We start from the raw sequence: 17,476 nt of genomic DNA on the forward strand, positions 1-17,476 counted from the left end.
AAAGCTATGAAGTGCAAAACTTTTCGGCAGTAGGTTCATAAAAAAACCTTAACAACATAATGCTGTCCAGGTTTTGCATGTTTCATAGGATTTAATTTCGTTATTTCGATTTCGACGGAGCTTCTGCCGCTTGGTAGACCTCATCTGTCGTTGTGAAAATCTTAAACTGTACCGTGTATTCTTCCGGAACGTAGATCACGATCGGCATTTTGCCGTTGTATCGTAGGTTTGTAGGAGCCGCGGACACAAAGAGGTTGCGTTTTGGCATGTCAGGACAACCCATTTGGGTTCCAATGATGTCTCCCTTTGTCTTGAAGATATAATATTGATATCCCCAACCCTGCAAATCCTTTACCTCTGTCTGTCCTTGCAATCCGAAATGGTTACAACCGTCGACCTCCATGTATTTCCCTACGCTAAATTCGATGCGTTTAGAATCGTCGCGATCGGAATAAGGCACTTCGATGATCATTTTCTTATAGCCTTTTTCCGCTTTTGGGAAGATGTCGGTATCTACCTTAGCAATGGTTTCTTGTGCCATAGTATTGGAGAGAGCGAATGTTAATGCAACGGCCAATGTTGCAAATAACTGAAATATTTTTCTTTTACACATATAGATTTGTGAAAATTTTAATTAATATAACCAAATATTATAAGTTAAGAGTCAATTTGAACGGAAAGGTTTAAAGAATATCTTCTTTTAATTTAGAGGCATCTTGGGTTCTGATCAAAGCGCGTGCTAGGATTCGATTAGGGTCCAGTACAGGTAATCCATAATAGGATTTTTCCCGCAATGCCATAGGGATATCCGTGCAACCCATAATAATCAGTTCTGCTCCCTGGCCTTTCAGCTCTAGTATTGCCGCGACTAGCGCGTCGTGTGCACGGTTCGTTACGGGCGAGGAAACATGTTTCAAGCCGTAAGTCTTATCGTAAATGGCCTCGTGAATCTTTTCCTGCAGGCTTTCTGTGCTATCGATAAATGGAATTCCTTTTGCCTCTAAACTGTTTTTATATAAGCCGTTGTTCTTTGTGCCGTTGGTAACCAGGACTGAGACGGCTTTTCCGGGATAAACATCATTGATGTAGTCGGCGACTTCATCAATCATATTGAGAAACCTAACTTGAGAACCTTGTCGATTCAATTCGGTTTTAACCGTATCGAAGATGGGGCTCGTATGTGCGGTATTGCTCGGCATTCCAATAGCAGAAGCTCCCGCTTTTTCCAAATCCATAGCAATATTGGCGATATCAATTCCTGGATTTCGAGGTTCAAGTCCTAATAAATAGTCAACCCTATTGGGAATCTTGTTGGGTTGTGAGGATAAGAGAACAGGTAGATGGCCTTGGTCATTCTGTGCATTGGTCTCCTCAATGATTTTCCTAACAATATCAATCCCTGCTAACGGTCCTAGACCTCCAATAATTCCAATCATAACGCGTTCTTTTTTATTTAACAAAACATCAGATTACGATCCGTAATCTGCCTATAAGCTATTCAAAAATAACGCCAATAGCAAAAAAGAGCGACAAGTATTTGTCGCTCAATGCTATCTAAATATTTTAAAATGAGATGTTTAAAATTTACGAATTTGAGAATTCCTCGCTCAACTTGTCCATACGTCGTTTGATGGAGGCATCGACCCGATAATCTTCAATTTTATCAATCGCAGTTTTTTCGACCCGTACGCTTGTATCTGACTCATACTCGTGGATTTCTTTCTGATTTTTCAGCGCATTATCGTAAGCATCCCGTCCGCTCATAAGCTTCACAAAAACGGGAAGACATTCGAAGAAAATAAATAAAAGAGCAATAAAGATCACCGCATATTCGGTGGACTTATTGACTGTTCCATCGGGTTTCTTATGCAGGTTGCTAAGCGCTGCATTTCGATCGGCAAAGCCTGCTACATTCACTGCACTGTCCAAGGAACGATCGGATAATATGCGTTGATCCATCAAGCCCTCCGCCGATTTCCGCTGCAACAAGGATGATTCCTTTTGTTGTATCCGGCTTCGTAAGGTGTCTAAATAGACCTGTTGCTGATTCAACGAACCCTCTTTCATCTTCGCATACGGTCCATAGCCCATCACACCGGAAGTTTCATCGGTTTTAGTTCCGAATATTTCATGATTCAGCTGTTGGCGTGAGGTTTTAATGGAAGACTCTAAAGAGTCAGCTTGTGTTTTTAACGCATTAAGCTGTCCATATTCAACCAAATACTTATTCTCAAATGTTTTGTTCAGTGTGTCGATCTTAGCGTTCTGTTGCACCAGATATTCGGTGCGCAGGTATTCGCGGATTTCCTTATCGAATATTTTAAGTTCTAAAGGACGTGAGATAATCAAACCGATAAGGATCGCCAATAGAATACGCGGCAAGGCTTGCAGAAACTGCATGCCTCCGGAACGGCTTTTGTCAATACTGAGTACAATATATCGGTCTAAATTGAAAATTGCCAGTCCCCAAATAAGTCCGAAAACAAGGGCGTATAGGAGGGCAAAAGGGCTTCCGCTAAAAACAAAATATAAGGCATATCCACCCGCCAACGCTGCAAATAATCCGGTGAAGAATATAGTCGCACCGATGCTGATATACTTGTTCTGTTCCTCAGGATACCTTTCTAATGTGTCGCGATGGACACCCGCGCACCACCAAAAAAATGATTTCATCTTTAATACTTTGTCAGTTAGACGCTTAATAGGTGCTATTGTTACATCAAATGTCAAAAAAAATTAGCATATTTCCGATAGGTCAAAAGAATACCTTTGTGGTGTGTTTCTTTAAATAATAATTACCTTTGCACAAAAATTGAATTAAAACAACTAATAATGAACAAAAAACGTTTTCTACCCTACCTGGCTATTGTCGCAAGCTTAGTTGTAGGGTGTAACAATCAAGAGAGTAAAGAAAAACAAGAAGACTTGAAAAACCCATTATTAACGGCATACGAAACTCCATTTGAAGTTCCTCCATTTGATCAGATTAAGGATGAGCATTTCAGACCGGCTTTCAAAGAGGCCCTGTCTGTTCACAATGCCGAAGTAGACTCCATCTTAAATAACGCAGAAGAGGCATCTTTTGAAAATACAATTTTAGCATTAGAGAATGCCGGACAGTTGTTGAACCGCGTTTCTACGGTTTTCTATAACTTGAATTCAGCAAATACCAACGATACGATTCAGGCTATTGCCAAAGACATGGCTCCTGTGATGTCTGCGCATAGCGATGAGATTTCTTTAAATCCAAAATTATTTGATCGTGTTAAAGCGGTATACGCGAAAAAAGCGGAGCTAGGTTTAGACGCTGAAGACCAAAAGTTATTAGAAGAAACATATAAAGATTTCGTTCGTTCGGGTGCAAACTTGAAGGAAGCAGATAAAGAGAAATTAAAGAAAATCAATGCAGATCTATCTGTGTTGACTACTCAGTATGGTCAAAACTTATTGAACGAGCTTAATGCTTACGAATTAGTTGTGGATAAAGCAGAAGATTTAGCTGGTTTGCCGGAGGAATTGAAGACAGCGGCAGCCAACGAAGCAAAAGCTAAAGGAAAAGAAGGTAAATGGGTATTTACATTGCAAAACCCCTCAATCATGCCTTTCCTTCAATATGCTGATAACCGTGAATTGCGCAAGCAAATTTGGGAAGCCTATCAGATGCGTGGAAACAACGGCAATGACCAAGACAATAAAGAGACATTGGTTAAAATTGCAAATCTACGTTTAGAAAAAGCGAAGTTATTGGGCTATTCTTCACATGCAGCTTATGTATTGGAAGAGTCGATGGCTGAGAATCCAACGAATGTTAACAATCTGTTGAACAAATTATGGGCTCCTGCGCTAGCGAAAGCGAAGACAGAAGCAGCGGATATCCAAAAGGAAATTGCCGCAGCAAAAGATACTTTCACTGTAGCTCCATACGATTGGCGTTATTACCAAGAGAAAATCCGTAAAGCTAGATACGCGTTGAACGAAGAGGAGATCAAGCCTTATTTCAGCTTGCCAGCAGTGCGCGAAGGTGCATTTGAAACAGCTAAGAAATTATGGGGCATCAGCTTCGTAGCATTGAACAATGTGCCGGTTTACCACCCAGAAGTTGAAGTATATGAGGTTCGCGATAAAGACGGATCACACCTAGGATTGTTATATGCAGACTTCTTCCCTCGCGAGTCAAAACGCTCGGGGGCATGGATGACTTCTTACCGAGGACAAAGCAGAAAAGACGGAAAGCGCGTAGCTCCGGTAATCTCTATTGTATGTAACTTCACGAAGCCTGTAGGTGATAACCCTGCATTATTAACATTCGATGAAGCAACAACATTATTCCATGAATTCGGACATGCATTGCACGGCTTATTCTCTAATGTAAAGCATAGAAGTTTAGCAGGAACATCCGTTCCACGCGACTTCGTAGAGTTGCCGTCTCAGATTATGGAAAACTGGGCTGGAGATCCTGAAGTATTGAAATCCTATGCAAAACACTACCAAACGAAAGAAGCTATCCCTGATGCATTGATTGAGAAAATGCAAAAAGCAGGTACTTTCGATCAAGGTTTTGCAACCGTAGAATACCTTGCGGCTTCTATCTTGGATATGAACTACCACGCGGCAACTGCACCAATCGCAGCGAAAGCGAATGATTTCGAAAAAGCAGCGATGTCGAAAATCGGATTAATCGATGCGATCATCCCTCGCTATAGAAGTACTTACTTCCAACATATCTTCTCAGGAGGTTACTCTGCAGGATACTATAGCTATATCTGGTCTGAAGTATTAGACGCTGATGCTTTCGCAGCATTCAAAGAAAAAGGTCTTTACGACCAAGGAACAGCAGCAGCATTCCGTAGCAACATCCTAGAAAAAGGTGGAACTGGAAACCCTGCCGAAATGTACCGCAAATTCCGCGGAGCAGATCCAAACCCTGTACACTTAATGGTGAAAAGAGGATTAAATTAATTAGATATTAGACGTTAGATTTAAGACATTAGAGCTAACGGAATACAAAAAAGGGGCTACGCAAATAGCCCCTTTTTCTATGTATTATTGAGTAAGATTAGTATTCAATCGACCTCATTTTAATGTGTATATTCAATTCCTCAATCCGATCCCGCATACGCTAATATCTAATGTCTAACGTCTAATATCTAACATCTAAACTCTATTGTCTAATCCCAACAATCGCTTCGACAAACTTTCCTTCTTCTTCAAAGTCTGCAAAGACCAGCGTTACTTGCTTTGCTTTTTTTATGGCATCCGTTGCGGGTGCTAACTTCAGCTGGATGGCTACAGGAACATCTTGATTTAGCAGGTAGTTGAGGTAGTTCTGTCGGTCTGCGATATTAACAATTACCCTTCCAACTTGTACAGAAGTTAGGAAATGTTCCTTTCCATCGGCATCCGTTAGGTTGGATCCGAAAACATTGAGGCGGAATTCGCGCGGATTCTTTTCGTAAGAAATGGCGAAAAGATCAATCACTAGCGTGTCAGCGACCGTCTTCACAGACTTCAGGTCGAACTGAATTTCATTCACTACCTGAACACTTGGATCTTCAGCAACTTGTGCCCTCAAATAGTGAGGTGCAGCAAAAAGACCTATAAAAAATATAGCTAATAGAACTTGCTTCATGGCGTAAAGGGATTATCGCAGTCTATCCGCAGATTTAATCAACTTATTATCATTACGAATACCACGGATGGCCAAGCCTAAAAACAGAATAGAAACTGGCAATAGGAAGAAACCAATACCAATGTTATTAGCACCAATGCTTTGGTTGATCAGGCTCAGGATATTGTTTGCTGAGATGAACATCCAAATAGCAAATAAACAAATTAGAATAACCTGAACTAGGATAAGCGATAATTGTGTTTTGCGGTTTTTGTACTTAAAGATGATGAACAACGGGATCAATGCTAATACGACCGTAGCGATTGTCATCAACAGAAATGTGGATTCTTTGGTTGCTACGTTGTTTACCGATGAGTAAACCCCCGAAACATAAATGTTTTTTCCCAGTCCAACCAAGTCTATATAACTCACATAAGGGAACAGGAAGAGCGCGAAAAGTACAAGGCTAGATAATAATAACCATACGGTTTGAATACGCTGTATCATAGTTTAATTTTAAGTATATGTACAAATATACTATAAACAGTTCAAATTGGGTTTAGTTTCGGCGGCCTTTTGGTTTCCGTAAAAGCTAGTTTTGCGTACCTTTGTTGCGTGGAAGAAACATCAACACGTTATTTTTTGGAGATTGCGTATAATGGCACTGCCTATCATGGTTGGCAGATTCAGGATAATGCCGTTAGTGTGCAGGAAAAGCTAAATGGGGCCTTGCAGATCTTGCTTCGTGAGCCTGTAGAAACGGTAGGAGCTGGAAGAACAGACAGCGGGGTACACGCCAAGCAGCTATTTGTTCACTTTGATAGTGCTGCGCCCGTCCTTAAAAATGCAGATCGTTTCGTTCATTCCCTCAATGCTTTATTGCCTTTCGATATTGTCGTTTACCGACTTATTTCGGTCGATAGCGAGGCGCACGCACGCTTCGATGCAAGCTCCAGAAGCTATGAATATCATGTTCATTTTATAAAAGATCCCTTTTTACATTTACAGTCTTGGCTATTGCGCGACGTTCCGGACATCGAGAAGATGAATTTGGCGGCTAAAGACCTTTTAGGGAAACAGGACTTCAGTTGCTTCAGTAAGTCGAACACACAGGTTTTCACTAATATCTGCGATATAACGCGTGCTGAGTGGGAAATGAAGGATGGCAGGTTGATCTTTCATATCAGTGCAGATCGTTTCTTGAGAAATATGGTACGGGCAATTGTGGGAACATTGATGGAGGTAGGTCTAGGGAAAAAGCCTGTTGAGCATGTAAAAGCAGTTATTGCGAGTCAGGATCGTTCGATGGCGGGGACTTCCGTTCCGGCATGTGGCCTATATTTAACAAAAGTTTTGTATCCTTATATCGATTAATCACATCACCTTGGAAAAAGAATCAATCTCCGGAAAAGCATATGATAGTAAATTATTGGGGCGCTTAGCGAAATATATTCGCCCTTATCGCACTATTTTCTGGCTTTCTGTGCTGCTGACCATCTTATTGGCAGCCGTGGCTCCGGCTTTACCGCTATTGATTGAGTACACGCTAGACCATTATATCTTATCCGGATCGGGCAAAGGATTAACACAAATGTTGTTACTTATGCTCGCGTTATTGGTTGCACAGACGCTGATTCGATATTTTCACACATTAATGACAAATACACTCGGGCAGTCGGTTATCCGCGATATCCGCATCCAGGTATTTAATCATATTACCAACTTACGCCTTAAATATTTCGATAATACACCTATCGGTCGTTTGATTACTCGTACGATCTCTGACTTGGAGACCATAGCCAATATCTTTTCTGAAGGGTTAATCCAAATCATCGGAGATTTGTTGCAACTGGTGGTTATTCTGGGCGTGATGTTCTATACGGATTGGAAGCTGACCTTGGTCGTGCTGATTCCAATGCCGCTAATGATCGCTGCGACTTATATTTTCAAGGAAGCAATGAAATCAGCCTTCCAGAGTGTTCGTCTGTGGGTTTCTAACTTGAATACCTTCCTGCAGGAGCATATTACCGGAATGGCGGTGATTCAGTACTTTGCGCGCGAAGATCAGGAGATGCGTAAGTTCAAAGAAATCAATAAAGAGCATAGAAATGCGCATATCCGTGCCAATTGGTACTTTTCAATCTTCTTTCCGGTATTAGAAATCATCGTAGCCATTGCTACCGGACTTCTGGTTTGGTATGGTTCGAAGCAGATTCTGGCCGATGCCATCTCACCGGGTGTGGTCGTCGCGTTTATCATGTATATCAACATGATCTTCCGACCTATCCGTGAATTGATCGACAAGTTCAATACTTTACAAATGGGAATGGTTTCCGCGGAGCGGATTTTTGATGTCTTGGATACCGATGAATTTACACCTGACGCGGGAGAATATAAGCCGGAACATGTTGCGGGCGCTATTGAGTTCAAGAATGTTTGGTTTGCTTATAACGACGAGAAATGGGTGCTGAAGGATGTTAGTTTCTCAGTAAAGCCAGGTGAGACGCTTGCATTGGTGGGGGCTACAGGGGCAGGGAAATCGTCCGTAATCAATATATTGAGCCGTTTCTATGAAATTCAGAAAGGACAGATCTTATTGGATGGTGTAGATATCCGTGAATATGATTTGATGTTCTTGCGCCAGACAATTGCTACGGTATTGCAGGATGTTTTTCTGTTCTCAGATTCCGTACTCAACAACATTCGCCTGAACAACCCGAATATCTCGATGGAGAGCATCGTCGATGCCTCGAAGAAAGTAGGTGCCTATAACTTCATTATGCGCTTACCGGGCAACTTTGAGTATCAGGTGCAAGAACGAGGCTCAACATTATCTGCAGGACAAGCACAGTTGATATCCTTTATCCGTGCATTAGTGCATGACCCGAAGATCCTCATCCTCGATGAAGCGACCTCGTCTATCGACACCGAAACAGAGTTGATGATTCAACACGCCATCGACAACATGATGGATGGAAGAACATCCATTGTCATTGCCCACCGCCTATCGACTATCCAAAAGGCAGATAAAATCATTGTACTTGATAAAGGCGAAATCATGGAAATCGGAAGCCACCACGAGCTTCTAGAAATTGATGGCCATTATAGAAAACTCTACGAATTGCAGTTTAACTCGGCGGGAATTTGAGGATAGATATCAGATGTTAGACATTAGATTTTAGAATTTTCTGTCTTGAACCAGGAAAAAAAGGATGTAAGGATAGGCAGGATCTAGTCGACTGTCGAATATATAGTCTGAAAGGATCAGCGGTCTAGTATTGTTGGAGACGTTTAGTGAAACGTCTGATATAAATACCGTAAATGTGCGATGTGCATCCAATATCCTTCCTTTCCTGGTTCAAGACAACACACTCTTCCCTTCAGACATTATCCTTAGTATCAAAATAAAAAAAAGACGCCATTGGCGTCTTTCAGTATCTAAAATCTAATGTCTAAACTCTAACCTCTAATATCTATCTTGAATAGCGAAACTGTTGTTTATCCATCATTCCCATTTGAGATTTCATCATTTTGATTTGCTCTTCAAGGAGTTTGTTTTTATCGGCTTTCTTCGCTTCGGCAAGTAGTTTCTCTGCTTCGCGTTTATTGCGTTTTGCCATAGCTATACCTGCTAAGCTTAATTTTGCTAGTGCCACGTTGTGATCCATATGAAGACCCATTGATAGGGCTTTCTTGAAGTATTTTTCAGATTGTAGTGGTGCGCGTTGCGACTCAATTAAACCCAATAACATGTGGTAGTAACCGTGTTGTGCAGAGATAAGCTCTTTTTCATAGTTATTGATTTTTTTCAACCATGCTTCGGCTTTGTCCATGCGTTCTTTTCTCAGGAACCACTGTGCTAGCAACATCTTCTCATTGAAGAATACGGTAACCCATGCAAGGATTGTTATCAAAATGGCTAGAATTCCCCAACCCCATTGGCCAATCCAAAACAATGCGACTGTGCCGATCACCAATAAACTACAAATTATAATTCGAACAATATTTGACATAATTATACATTATACTGTAAGTTTGCAAATATCCGTTAATTTGCTGTCTCTTACAAATATGGACGGTAAAAATTCGAAATAATAACAGTAAATCATGTCAGAACGTTTTGATTCCACTTGGGACCCCATCTTGAAACCACTCTTTGCAACAGAAAAGATGAAAGCCTTATCGGCTTTTGTACAACAAGAGCGTTCGATGCATAAGGTGTTCCCTCCGAACGATTTGGTCTTTAATGCTTTCAAACTGACGCCCCTATCCAATGTAAAAGTCGTTATCCTTGGACAAGACCCTTATCATAACGACGGGCAAGCACATGGTTTATCATTCTCTGTACCGAAAGGAATGCCGCTTCCGCCTTCCCTAAAGAATATCTACACCGAATTGGTTACTGATATTCCGGGTTTCACCTATCCTAATCATGGTGATTTAACCAAATGGGCAGAGCAGGGCGTGTTATTACTAAATGCGACTCTAACGGTTCGCGCGCATGAAGCAGCTTCACATCAGAAGCGCGGATGGGAGCAATTTACAGATTCGATTATCAAGGAGATTTCCGATAAGAAGGAGCATGTGGTGTTTCTGCTATGGGGGAGCTATGCGATAAAGAAATCAGCATTAATTGATGCGAACAAGCATTTGATCCTAACAGCTGTGCATCCATCGCCACTATCGGTATATCGTGGCTTTTTTGGGAGTGCACATTTCTCGCAGGCTAATGAGTTTTTAAAACATCATCAGCTTCAGCCTATCGACTGGCAAGTCTAAGCATATCTTTCTTGTAGATTTTTATATTTGAATTCCTCCAAAGGAAGTTGCTCAAGGTGCTTGATACGGATTTTGCGTCCGTTTTGTTTAATATGGGTGAAAAGAAGGTGGCTGTCATAAGCAATTTCCCATTCCTCCGTCAAGCGCAGGGGCTCGGTCGATTCTCCTAAAACCACATATTCTAATTCGCCTTGCGTCGTGTAGCGGCTCACTTCTACCGTGAATTCGTTGCGCTGGTTGAGGTAATACCAGGCACCATCACCAACGCCACCTAAATATTTAGCGTGCTTAGGCACCGTGATAGGTTTAGAGCCAAATGCCATGGCGCCGATTATTAAGTCGGTCGGCAGTTGGTTAGCTCTATTTCGAAATACATTATCGCCCAACTGTTTCAAGAGGAAGCCAAAGGATTGCCACCTATTCATGCGGAAGCTCTGCATGCCGTCTGTTGGTGAATAACTATAGACTATGCGGTCCTTATTTGCATTCACAACATTGCTAATAGGGCTTGCTTTGATTGTTTCTGGCAGATTGATTCCATGCCAGTAATGATATTTGTCGGATGCTTTCATCAGCATCCGTGTAATAAAGCGCGAGCAGTTGTTGTTATTTCTGGCCACGGCGCCGTAAGGGTAAGTTCCTTGCTCGACGCAATAATCGCCATAGGCTTTTGCCTCTTGAAAATTGATATCACTAACGATGTTGAAAAACAGGCGGCCTTCGCCATACATGGCGGGCTTCATGTCTTCAAAATACTCAACAATCTGATCGATGTTTTTAATCTTGTTGTTTTCGATGATTGCTTGTAGGCGGATATGTAGCTTAGGGTCAGAATACTTTGATCTTGCGCGTCCATAACCGCGAGGTGTGATATAACGACCGAAGTCGTAGAACAACATCTCGCCCGAGTGATGGTCAACAATGACAACGCCGGTATGCCCTACTTTGAAGTTTAGATTTTTGACCAAACCGATCTTCTTGAAAAACATCATCCATTTTTCATCTCCTCGGATAGTCGCATCGGGCCAGGTTAATATTATCGCAAAATCTTTGTAACTCATTCGCTCACTAGTATTCCAATGGCACGATAGGCTCTTTTTTACTGGTCGACATAATCATCATGGTTTGGAAAGTTTTTACGAAAGGAATCTTCGAAATCTTCTCCATAATCACGGCTTCGTATGCTTTGATATCCCTAACATAAACCTTTAACATGAAATCGCAGTTCCCTGTTACGTGGTGACACTCAGTAACCTCGGGGATCGCACGCACCGCTTCTACGAACTCAGGGATCGCATTATGGGTGTGAAAGTCTAGAGATATCTGGATAAATGATTTAATGCCTAAGCCTAATTTTTCCTCATCGACAAATGCGTGGTAACTCTTTATAAATCCAGAGTTTTCAAGCTTCCTTACGCGCTCTAAGGTAGGAGCTGGTGACAGTCCAATATTAGTTGCTAGTTGCAAATTGGTAATCCTACCATTCTCTTGTAATAGCTTTAGAATTTTTAGATCCGTTTTGTCTGGTTGGTACGACATAGGCTTTTCAAATTTGTATTAGAAAGATAAATGTACAAAATTAAATTTGGTTTATTTGGCAAATTGTTTTTTTAACGATGACAAGCACTGTTTGTATAGAACTCGCCTATATTTACAGATTCAACCTATTGATTTTAGTTATACTAATCACGTCATTGTCATAATATTTTTAGTAAAATTGCTTCAGGAGCAAAATAAATGATATTTGTCATTTTTTTTCGATGAATGTGCCTTGTGAGCGTAGAAAGTCTACTGTTTTATGCTTTTTTAGTCGTAACTTTGCCATTCAAAACATGGGGGCCAAAAGCCTCGATAATTAAGTGAAAGCGATATGAGCACCAAAGACGACGATTTATTAAAAGAGTTAGAGCTCGAAGAATATAAGTACGGATTTACGACGGATATCGAGATGGATATTGCGCCAAAAGGGCTCAATGAAGATACCGTTCGTTTAATCTCAGCAAAGAAGAATGAACCGGAATGGTTATTGGAATGGAGATTGAAAGCATTTCGTCATTTCCAAACTATGAAAATGCCTACCTGGCAAAACTTTGAGAATCCTGAAGTAGACTTCCAAGATCTTTCTTACTATGCAGCACCAAAGCCTAAAAAGCAATTGGAGAGCATGGATGAGGTGGATCCGGAGTTATTGGCGACTTTTGAGAAGCTGGGGATTCCATTGGATGAGCAGAAGATTTTAGCAGGGGTGGTTGCAGTAGATGCTGTGTTTGACTCGGTATCTGTAAAGACAACATTCCGCGAGAAATTGAAAGAGAAAGGTGTTATTTTCTGTTCATTTGGAGAGGCTGTTCAAGAGCATCCTGAATTAGTAAAAGAATACTTAGGTACTGTGGTTCCACAGACTGATAATATCTATGCAGCATTGAACTCGGCGGTATTCTCCGACGGATCTTTCGTGTATATCCCTAAAGGAGTACACTGTCCGATGGAGTTATCTACCTATTTCCGTATCAACGCGCAAAACACCGGACAGTTCGAGCGTACATTAATCATCGCTGATGAGGATTCGTATGTTTCTTACTTAGAAGGCTGTACAGCGCCTATGCGTGATGAAAATCAATTGCACGCTGCGGTTGTAGAATTAATTGCGCTTCGCAATGCGGAGATTAAATATTCTACGGTTCAGAACTGGTATCCTGGCGATAAAGACGGTAAGGGAGGGATTTACAACTTCGTTACGAAGCGTGGTATCTGTAAAGGCGACCACTCGAAGATTTCTTGGACGCAGGTGGAAACAGGATCGGCAATTACATGGAAATATCCTGGGGTTATCCTTAAAGGCGACCATTCTGTAGGCGAGTTCTACTCGGTTGCTATGACACGTAATATGCAGGTTGCCGATACAGGGACGAAGATGATTCATTTAGGTAAGAATACACGTTCGAAGATTATTTCGAAGGGTATCTCTGCCGGAAAGAGCCATAACAGCTACAGAGGTTTGGTGAAGATAGGTTCAAATGCGGATAACTCAAGAAACTTTACACAGTGTGATAGTTTATTGATTGGTGACCGTTGTGGAGCACACACTTTCCCATATATCGAGAATAAAAATAAAACAGCAACACTAGAGCACGAGGCTACGACGTCGAAAATTGGTGAGGATCAAGTATTTTACTTAAATCAACGTGGTATTGACTCTGAGAAAGCCGTAGGGTTAATCGTGAATGGTTATGCCAAAGAGGTATTGAACCAATTACCAATGGAGTTTGCTGTTGAAGCGCAGAAATTACTGGCGATTTCGTTAGAAGGTTCTGTAGGTTAATAAAGTTTTAGAAGTACATGCTTGGGATGTGATATCCCGGTCAAAATACGCAATAGAAAGAATATGTTAAGCATTAAAAATTTGCATGCGTCTGTTGAAGACAAACAAATATTAAAGGGGTTAAATTTAGAGATTAAAGCAGGGGAAGTTCATGCAATCATGGGCCCGAACGGTGCTGGTAAAAGTACCTTAGGAAATGTTCTTGCCGGACGCGATACTTATGAAGTAACTGAAGGGCAAGTATTGTTAGATGGTGTTGATCTATTAGATTTATCACCAGAAGACCGTGCTCGCGAAGGACTGTTCTTAGCTTTCCAATATCCTGTTGAAATCCCTGGTGTTTCTAATATCAACTTTCTTAAAACGGCGGTAAACGATATCCGTGAGTACAAAGGACTTCCTCCAATGGAGGCGAAGGAGTTCTTACAAACGGTAAAGGATAAACAGAAACTGGTTGAGTTTTCAGCAAACTTGGCAAACCGTTCGTTGAACGAAGGTTTTTCAGGTGGTGAGAAAAAGCGTAACGAGATCTTCCAATTAGCGATGTTAAATCCTAAGCTAGCGATCTTGGACGAAACGGATTCAGGTTTGGATATTGACGCATTGCGTATTGTGTCAAATGGTGTTAACCAATTGCGTTCGGAAAACAATGCTTTCGTAGTCATTACACACTACCAACGTTTATTGGATTATATCGTTCCGGATTTTGTACACGTATTGTACGATGGACGTATCGTTAAATCGGGTCCAAAAGAATTGGCTTTAGAGTTAGAAGAAAAAGGTTACGACTGGTTAAAAGAATTAGATACGCAGAACGCCTAACCGAGAGGAAGTAAAAAAGAGGTAATGAGCGGATTGATAACAAATAACATGAGCACACTAGTAGCAAACTCCTTATTCCAACAGTTGACTGCAACATTTCAGGAATTGGAAGCTAGCAACGAGTCTTCGGCGGTTAAGTCGATTAGACAAGATGCTTTTGCACGCTTTCAAGAACTGGGGTTCCCAACGGTAAAGAACGAGGATTGGAAATATACGAATATCCACAACTTGGTTAACAAGACTTATCTTTTAAATGAGGATGTGGATGTTGCGAATTTAGACTTTGATGCTGCCGATATTCCAGGATTGGATGCACACCGTATTGTATTGGTCAATGGCCAATATGTACTGGCATTCTCTTCATTGGAAGATGAAATCGGTTTGACAGTGAAGTCGATCGAAGATGCGCAGGATGAGGTGAACTTCCAAAAGCATTTCGCACAGCACGCGGATAAAACAGGCAGTGCGATGGTGGCTTTGAACACAGCCTTACATACATCGGGAGTCTATATTTCAGTAGCGAAGAATAAAGTGGTTTCTAAGCCTTTGCACATTGTACATGTTGCGACAGGCGGTAATGACTTCTTTGCTCAAACTAGAAACCTGATTGTTGTAGAAGCGAATGCAGAGGTAGAGATCGTTGAGAGCTATATCACGGCAGCAAATTCAGCAAGCAATTTAAACAATAAGGTAACCGAGATCGTAGCGGAAGAGAATGCGAAGATTCAACATTATTATCTGCAATTAGCAGCAGAATCTGGCCATTACATCAACCATACCGAGGTTTATCAAGAAAAACATAGTTTATATAATAACTATAACTGTACTTTCCCGGGCCCGGCATTTGTTCGTAATGATATCAACATTCGTTTGGATGCAGAGCAGGTAGAGTCGCACTTATACGGTATAAACCTGTTAAATAAGAAGCAATTTGTAGATAACCATACGATTGTAGATCACATGAAACCTCATTGTGAATCTTACGAATGGTATAAAAATATTCCTCAAGAAGAGGCCACAGCAGTATTTAACGGTAAGATTTTCGTGCGCGAAGATGCACAGAAAACAAATGCCTTCCAACAGAACAACAACATGTTGATCGGCGATAAGTCTACCGTATTTACGAAGCCTCAATTAGAGATCTTCGCAGATGACGTAAAATGTTCTCACGGCTGTACCATGGGACAGTTTGATGATGAAGCATTGTTCTATCTGCGTGCTCGCGGTATTGGGGAAGACTCTGCTCGAATTCTATTAGTACATGCTTTCGCATTTGATGTAACGTCAAAGTTCTCGAATGATACAATTAAGCATTATGTAGAAGAATTGGTAGCTAGAGGATTGGAAAGCTAATAGTAGTGTAGTTTTAGTATAGAAAGCGTTTAGGAGAAATCTTAAACGCTTTTTTTTATAGAATACGATTCGAGATAACAGGGGGCTTGCAAGAAAACGCCTTGTTAATTTAATGGAATATTTTATTTTTGTGCTATGCTAGTAATTAATTATACAACATATGCCTTTAGAGCTTGGACTAAATAACTAGTCTAAAGCGTTTCTATTATTTTTTAGTTGTACTCCGCGACTGGAGTTGTATAATCATTTCATTTAGATTTTATGGAAAAGAAGAATTGGGTTAAAACCTATCTATTCATATGGGCGGGGCAGTTTGTGTCCTTGCTAACGAGTTCGGCAGTTAATTTTCCCGTAGTCATTTGGCTGAGTATGGAGTTTAAATCTGCGGAGATATTAGCCTATTCGGCAATCGCGGCCTTACTACCTCAAGCCATTATTGGTCCTTTTGCGGGCGTCTATATTGATCGTTGGAACCGTAAAAAAGTAATGATTTTTGCCGATGCATTTATTGCGTTCTGTACATTTCTAATGACTTTTGTTCTTCGTGAAGGAGCTATTCATCTGGAGCTGGTCTATTTGATCATGGCGCTGCGTTCTGTGGGATCGGCGTTTCATTCTCCAGCCATGCAGGCTATTGCGCCTTTATTGGTGCCCGAAGATCAGTTATTGCGCGTCTCGGGGGTCAATCAGATGTTGCAATCGGTAAGTCAGATTGCTGGACCTGCCATGGGGGCACTGGCGATTGCCTCCTTTCCAATCAATAAAGTCTTGTATTTGGATATTATTGGAGCAATTCTAGCCATTACCAGTTTATTATTCGTTAGCATTCCACATGTTAAAACGCAGGTGTCCGGATCTATTCAACAGGTGTGGCGAGACTTAAAACTGGGTTTGCTGGCGATTCATCAAAACAAAGGACTGAACCGAATGTTCCTCTACTCCATGTTGGCAACGGTGGGGATCATGCCGGTTGCAATCATGTTTCCCTTGTTAACGATAGATCACTTCAAGGGTGCTGAATTTGAAATGAGTGTAATAGAGATTGTTTGGGGTATCGGTATGCTGATCGGCGGTTCATTGTTATCCGTTTTCAAGATAGAAATTCGAAAGGTAGTCATGGTCAATACGATGCACATGCTCTTAGGATTTACCTTTGTCGTTTCCGGAATTCTTAGTCCGAATCTATTTATTGTTTTTGCGGTGCTGACGGGATTAGGAGGGATGGCGATGTCTATTTTCTCAGCCTCCTTTATGACGATCATTCAGGAAGAAGTGGCGCCCGATATGCTAGGAAGGGTGTTCTCCCTGTACTTCAGCTTCGCCATTTTGCCCAGCCTGATAGGCTTATTGTTTGCCGGAAACATTGCAGATAACATGGGCGTAGCAAACGCCTTTATCATCGCCGGCATCCTCTGCCTATTGATTGGAATTGCTTCTTTTCTAACGCCCTCATTGATGGCGATTGGTAAAGATAAACCGCAAAATAAATTATAAGTTGCTGATTATTTACTGTTTTGCTAGCTGATATGCGATAATTGCTATTCATATCAGCTAATTGTTAGCATGTTTTAGAATAAAGTTGCATAAAAACG

The 17,476-nt window shown here is 41.2% G+C and carries 16 protein-coding genes; 8 read left to right on the forward strand and 8 right to left on the reverse strand.

Annotation, left to right across the window (positions count from 1 at the left end; all coding sequences use genetic code 11):
* Positions 1-100: 100 nt before the first annotated feature.
* The 3 genes from QYC40_RS00900 to QYC40_RS00910 all read right to left on the reverse strand — a co-directional run bounded on the left by QYC40_RS00900 (position 101) and on the right by QYC40_RS00910 (position 2,673).
* A complete protein-coding gene (locus tag QYC40_RS00900) occupies positions 101-541 on the reverse strand; it encodes an ecotin family protein (protein WP_301991880.1) in 441 nt (146 codons plus the stop codon).
* A 142-nt stretch (positions 542-683) separates the two neighbouring features.
* Positions 684-1,436 (reverse strand): aspartate/glutamate racemase family protein, encoded by a 753-nt coding sequence (locus QYC40_RS00905; protein WP_301991881.1) that lies wholly within the window; start codon positions 1,434-1,436, stop codon positions 684-686.
* Between the two features lie 148 nt (positions 1,437-1,584).
* Complete coding sequence (locus QYC40_RS00910) at positions 1,585-2,673, reverse strand: DUF4407 domain-containing protein (protein WP_301991882.1); 1,089 nt, start codon at positions 2,671-2,673, stop codon at positions 1,585-1,587.
* 159 nt (positions 2,674-2,832) lie between these two features.
* Between QYC40_RS00910 and QYC40_RS00915 the strand changes: the two genes are divergently transcribed.
* A complete protein-coding gene (locus tag QYC40_RS00915) occupies positions 2,833-4,959 on the forward strand; it encodes a M3 family metallopeptidase (protein WP_301991883.1) in 2,127 nt (708 codons plus the stop codon).
* 202 nt (positions 4,960-5,161) lie between these two features.
* On the opposite strand, the gene QYC40_RS00920 is transcribed toward QYC40_RS00915, so the two are convergent.
* Together QYC40_RS00920 and QYC40_RS00925 are read right to left on the reverse strand one after the other, a co-directional pair.
* On the reverse strand, positions 5,162-5,629 hold the full coding sequence (locus QYC40_RS00920) for a hypothetical protein (RefSeq protein ID WP_301991884.1): 468 nt from the start codon (positions 5,627-5,629) through the stop codon (positions 5,162-5,164).
* 12 nt (positions 5,630-5,641) lie between these two features.
* Entirely contained in the window at positions 5,642-6,115 is a 474-nt protein-coding gene (locus QYC40_RS00925; protein WP_301991885.1) for a DUF4293 domain-containing protein, read from the reverse strand.
* A 108-nt stretch (positions 6,116-6,223) separates the two neighbouring features.
* Here QYC40_RS00925 and truA point away from each other — a divergent pair, with 108 nt between their 5' ends.
* Both truA and QYC40_RS00935 read left to right on the forward strand, forming a co-directional pair.
* A complete protein-coding gene (gene truA, locus QYC40_RS00930; protein ID WP_301991886.1) occupies positions 6,224-6,982 on the forward strand; it encodes a tRNA pseudouridine(38-40) synthase TruA in 759 nt (252 codons plus the stop codon).
* 10 nt (positions 6,983-6,992) lie between these two features.
* Positions 6,993-8,756 carry an ABC transporter ATP-binding protein gene (locus tag QYC40_RS00935; protein ID WP_301991887.1) on the forward strand — a complete coding sequence of 588 codons (1,764 nt, stop codon included), beginning with the start codon at positions 6,993-6,995 and terminating at the stop codon, positions 8,754-8,756.
* A gap of 325 nt (positions 8,757-9,081) precedes the next feature.
* Here the strand turns inward: QYC40_RS00935 and QYC40_RS00940 are convergent, their stop codons facing one another.
* Positions 9,082-9,621, reverse strand: coding sequence for a lipopolysaccharide assembly protein LapB (locus QYC40_RS00940; RefSeq protein ID WP_260044147.1), 540 nt, complete (start codon positions 9,619-9,621; stop codon positions 9,082-9,084).
* 94 nt (positions 9,622-9,715) lie between these two features.
* On the opposite strand from QYC40_RS00940, the gene ung reads away from it, so the two are divergent.
* Positions 9,716-10,387, forward strand: a complete 672-nt coding sequence (gene ung, locus QYC40_RS00945; protein ID WP_301991888.1) for a uracil-DNA glycosylase — start codon at positions 9,716-9,718, stop codon at positions 10,385-10,387.
* On the opposite strand, the gene QYC40_RS00950 is transcribed toward ung, so the two are convergent.
* Together QYC40_RS00950 and QYC40_RS00955 are read right to left on the reverse strand one after the other, a co-directional pair.
* Complete coding sequence (locus tag QYC40_RS00950; protein WP_301991889.1) at positions 10,384-11,448, reverse strand: DUF6695 family protein; 1,065 nt, start codon at positions 11,446-11,448, stop codon at positions 10,384-10,386. The genes ung and QYC40_RS00950 overlap by 4 nt on opposite strands.
* Before the next feature lie 7 nt (positions 11,449-11,455).
* Positions 11,456-11,926 carry an Lrp/AsnC family transcriptional regulator gene (locus QYC40_RS00955; RefSeq protein WP_301991890.1) on the reverse strand — a complete coding sequence of 157 codons (471 nt, stop codon included), beginning with the start codon at positions 11,924-11,926 and terminating at the stop codon, positions 11,456-11,458.
* 331 nt (positions 11,927-12,257) lie between these two features.
* Between QYC40_RS00955 and sufB the strand changes: the two genes are divergently transcribed.
* The 4 genes from sufB to QYC40_RS00975 all read left to right on the forward strand — a co-directional run bounded on the left by sufB (position 12,258) and on the right by QYC40_RS00975 (position 17,378).
* The gene (sufB, locus tag QYC40_RS00960; protein WP_301991891.1) at positions 12,258-13,709 is read left to right on the forward strand and encodes a Fe-S cluster assembly protein SufB; all 1,452 of its coding nucleotides are present in this window, start codon (positions 12,258-12,260) and stop codon (positions 13,707-13,709) included.
* 63 nt (positions 13,710-13,772) lie between these two features.
* Positions 13,773-14,531: a Fe-S cluster assembly ATPase SufC gene (gene sufC, locus QYC40_RS00965; RefSeq protein ID WP_301991892.1), complete on the forward strand. Its 759-nt coding sequence runs from the start codon at positions 13,773-13,775 to the stop codon at positions 14,529-14,531.
* A 48-nt stretch (positions 14,532-14,579) separates the two neighbouring features.
* Positions 14,580-15,884 carry a Fe-S cluster assembly protein SufD gene (gene sufD, locus QYC40_RS00970; protein WP_301991893.1) on the forward strand — a complete coding sequence of 435 codons (1,305 nt, stop codon included), beginning with the start codon at positions 14,580-14,582 and terminating at the stop codon, positions 15,882-15,884.
* 261 nt (positions 15,885-16,145) lie between these two features.
* The gene (locus QYC40_RS00975) at positions 16,146-17,378 is read left to right on the forward strand and encodes an MFS transporter (RefSeq protein ID WP_301991894.1); all 1,233 of its coding nucleotides are present in this window, start codon (positions 16,146-16,148) and stop codon (positions 17,376-17,378) included.
* Positions 17,379-17,476: the final 98 nt, after the last annotated feature.

Source organism: Sphingobacterium sp. BN32, assembly GCF_030503615.1.
In the GTDB taxonomy this organism is placed as follows: Bacteria; Bacteroidota; Bacteroidia; order Sphingobacteriales; family Sphingobacteriaceae; genus Sphingobacterium.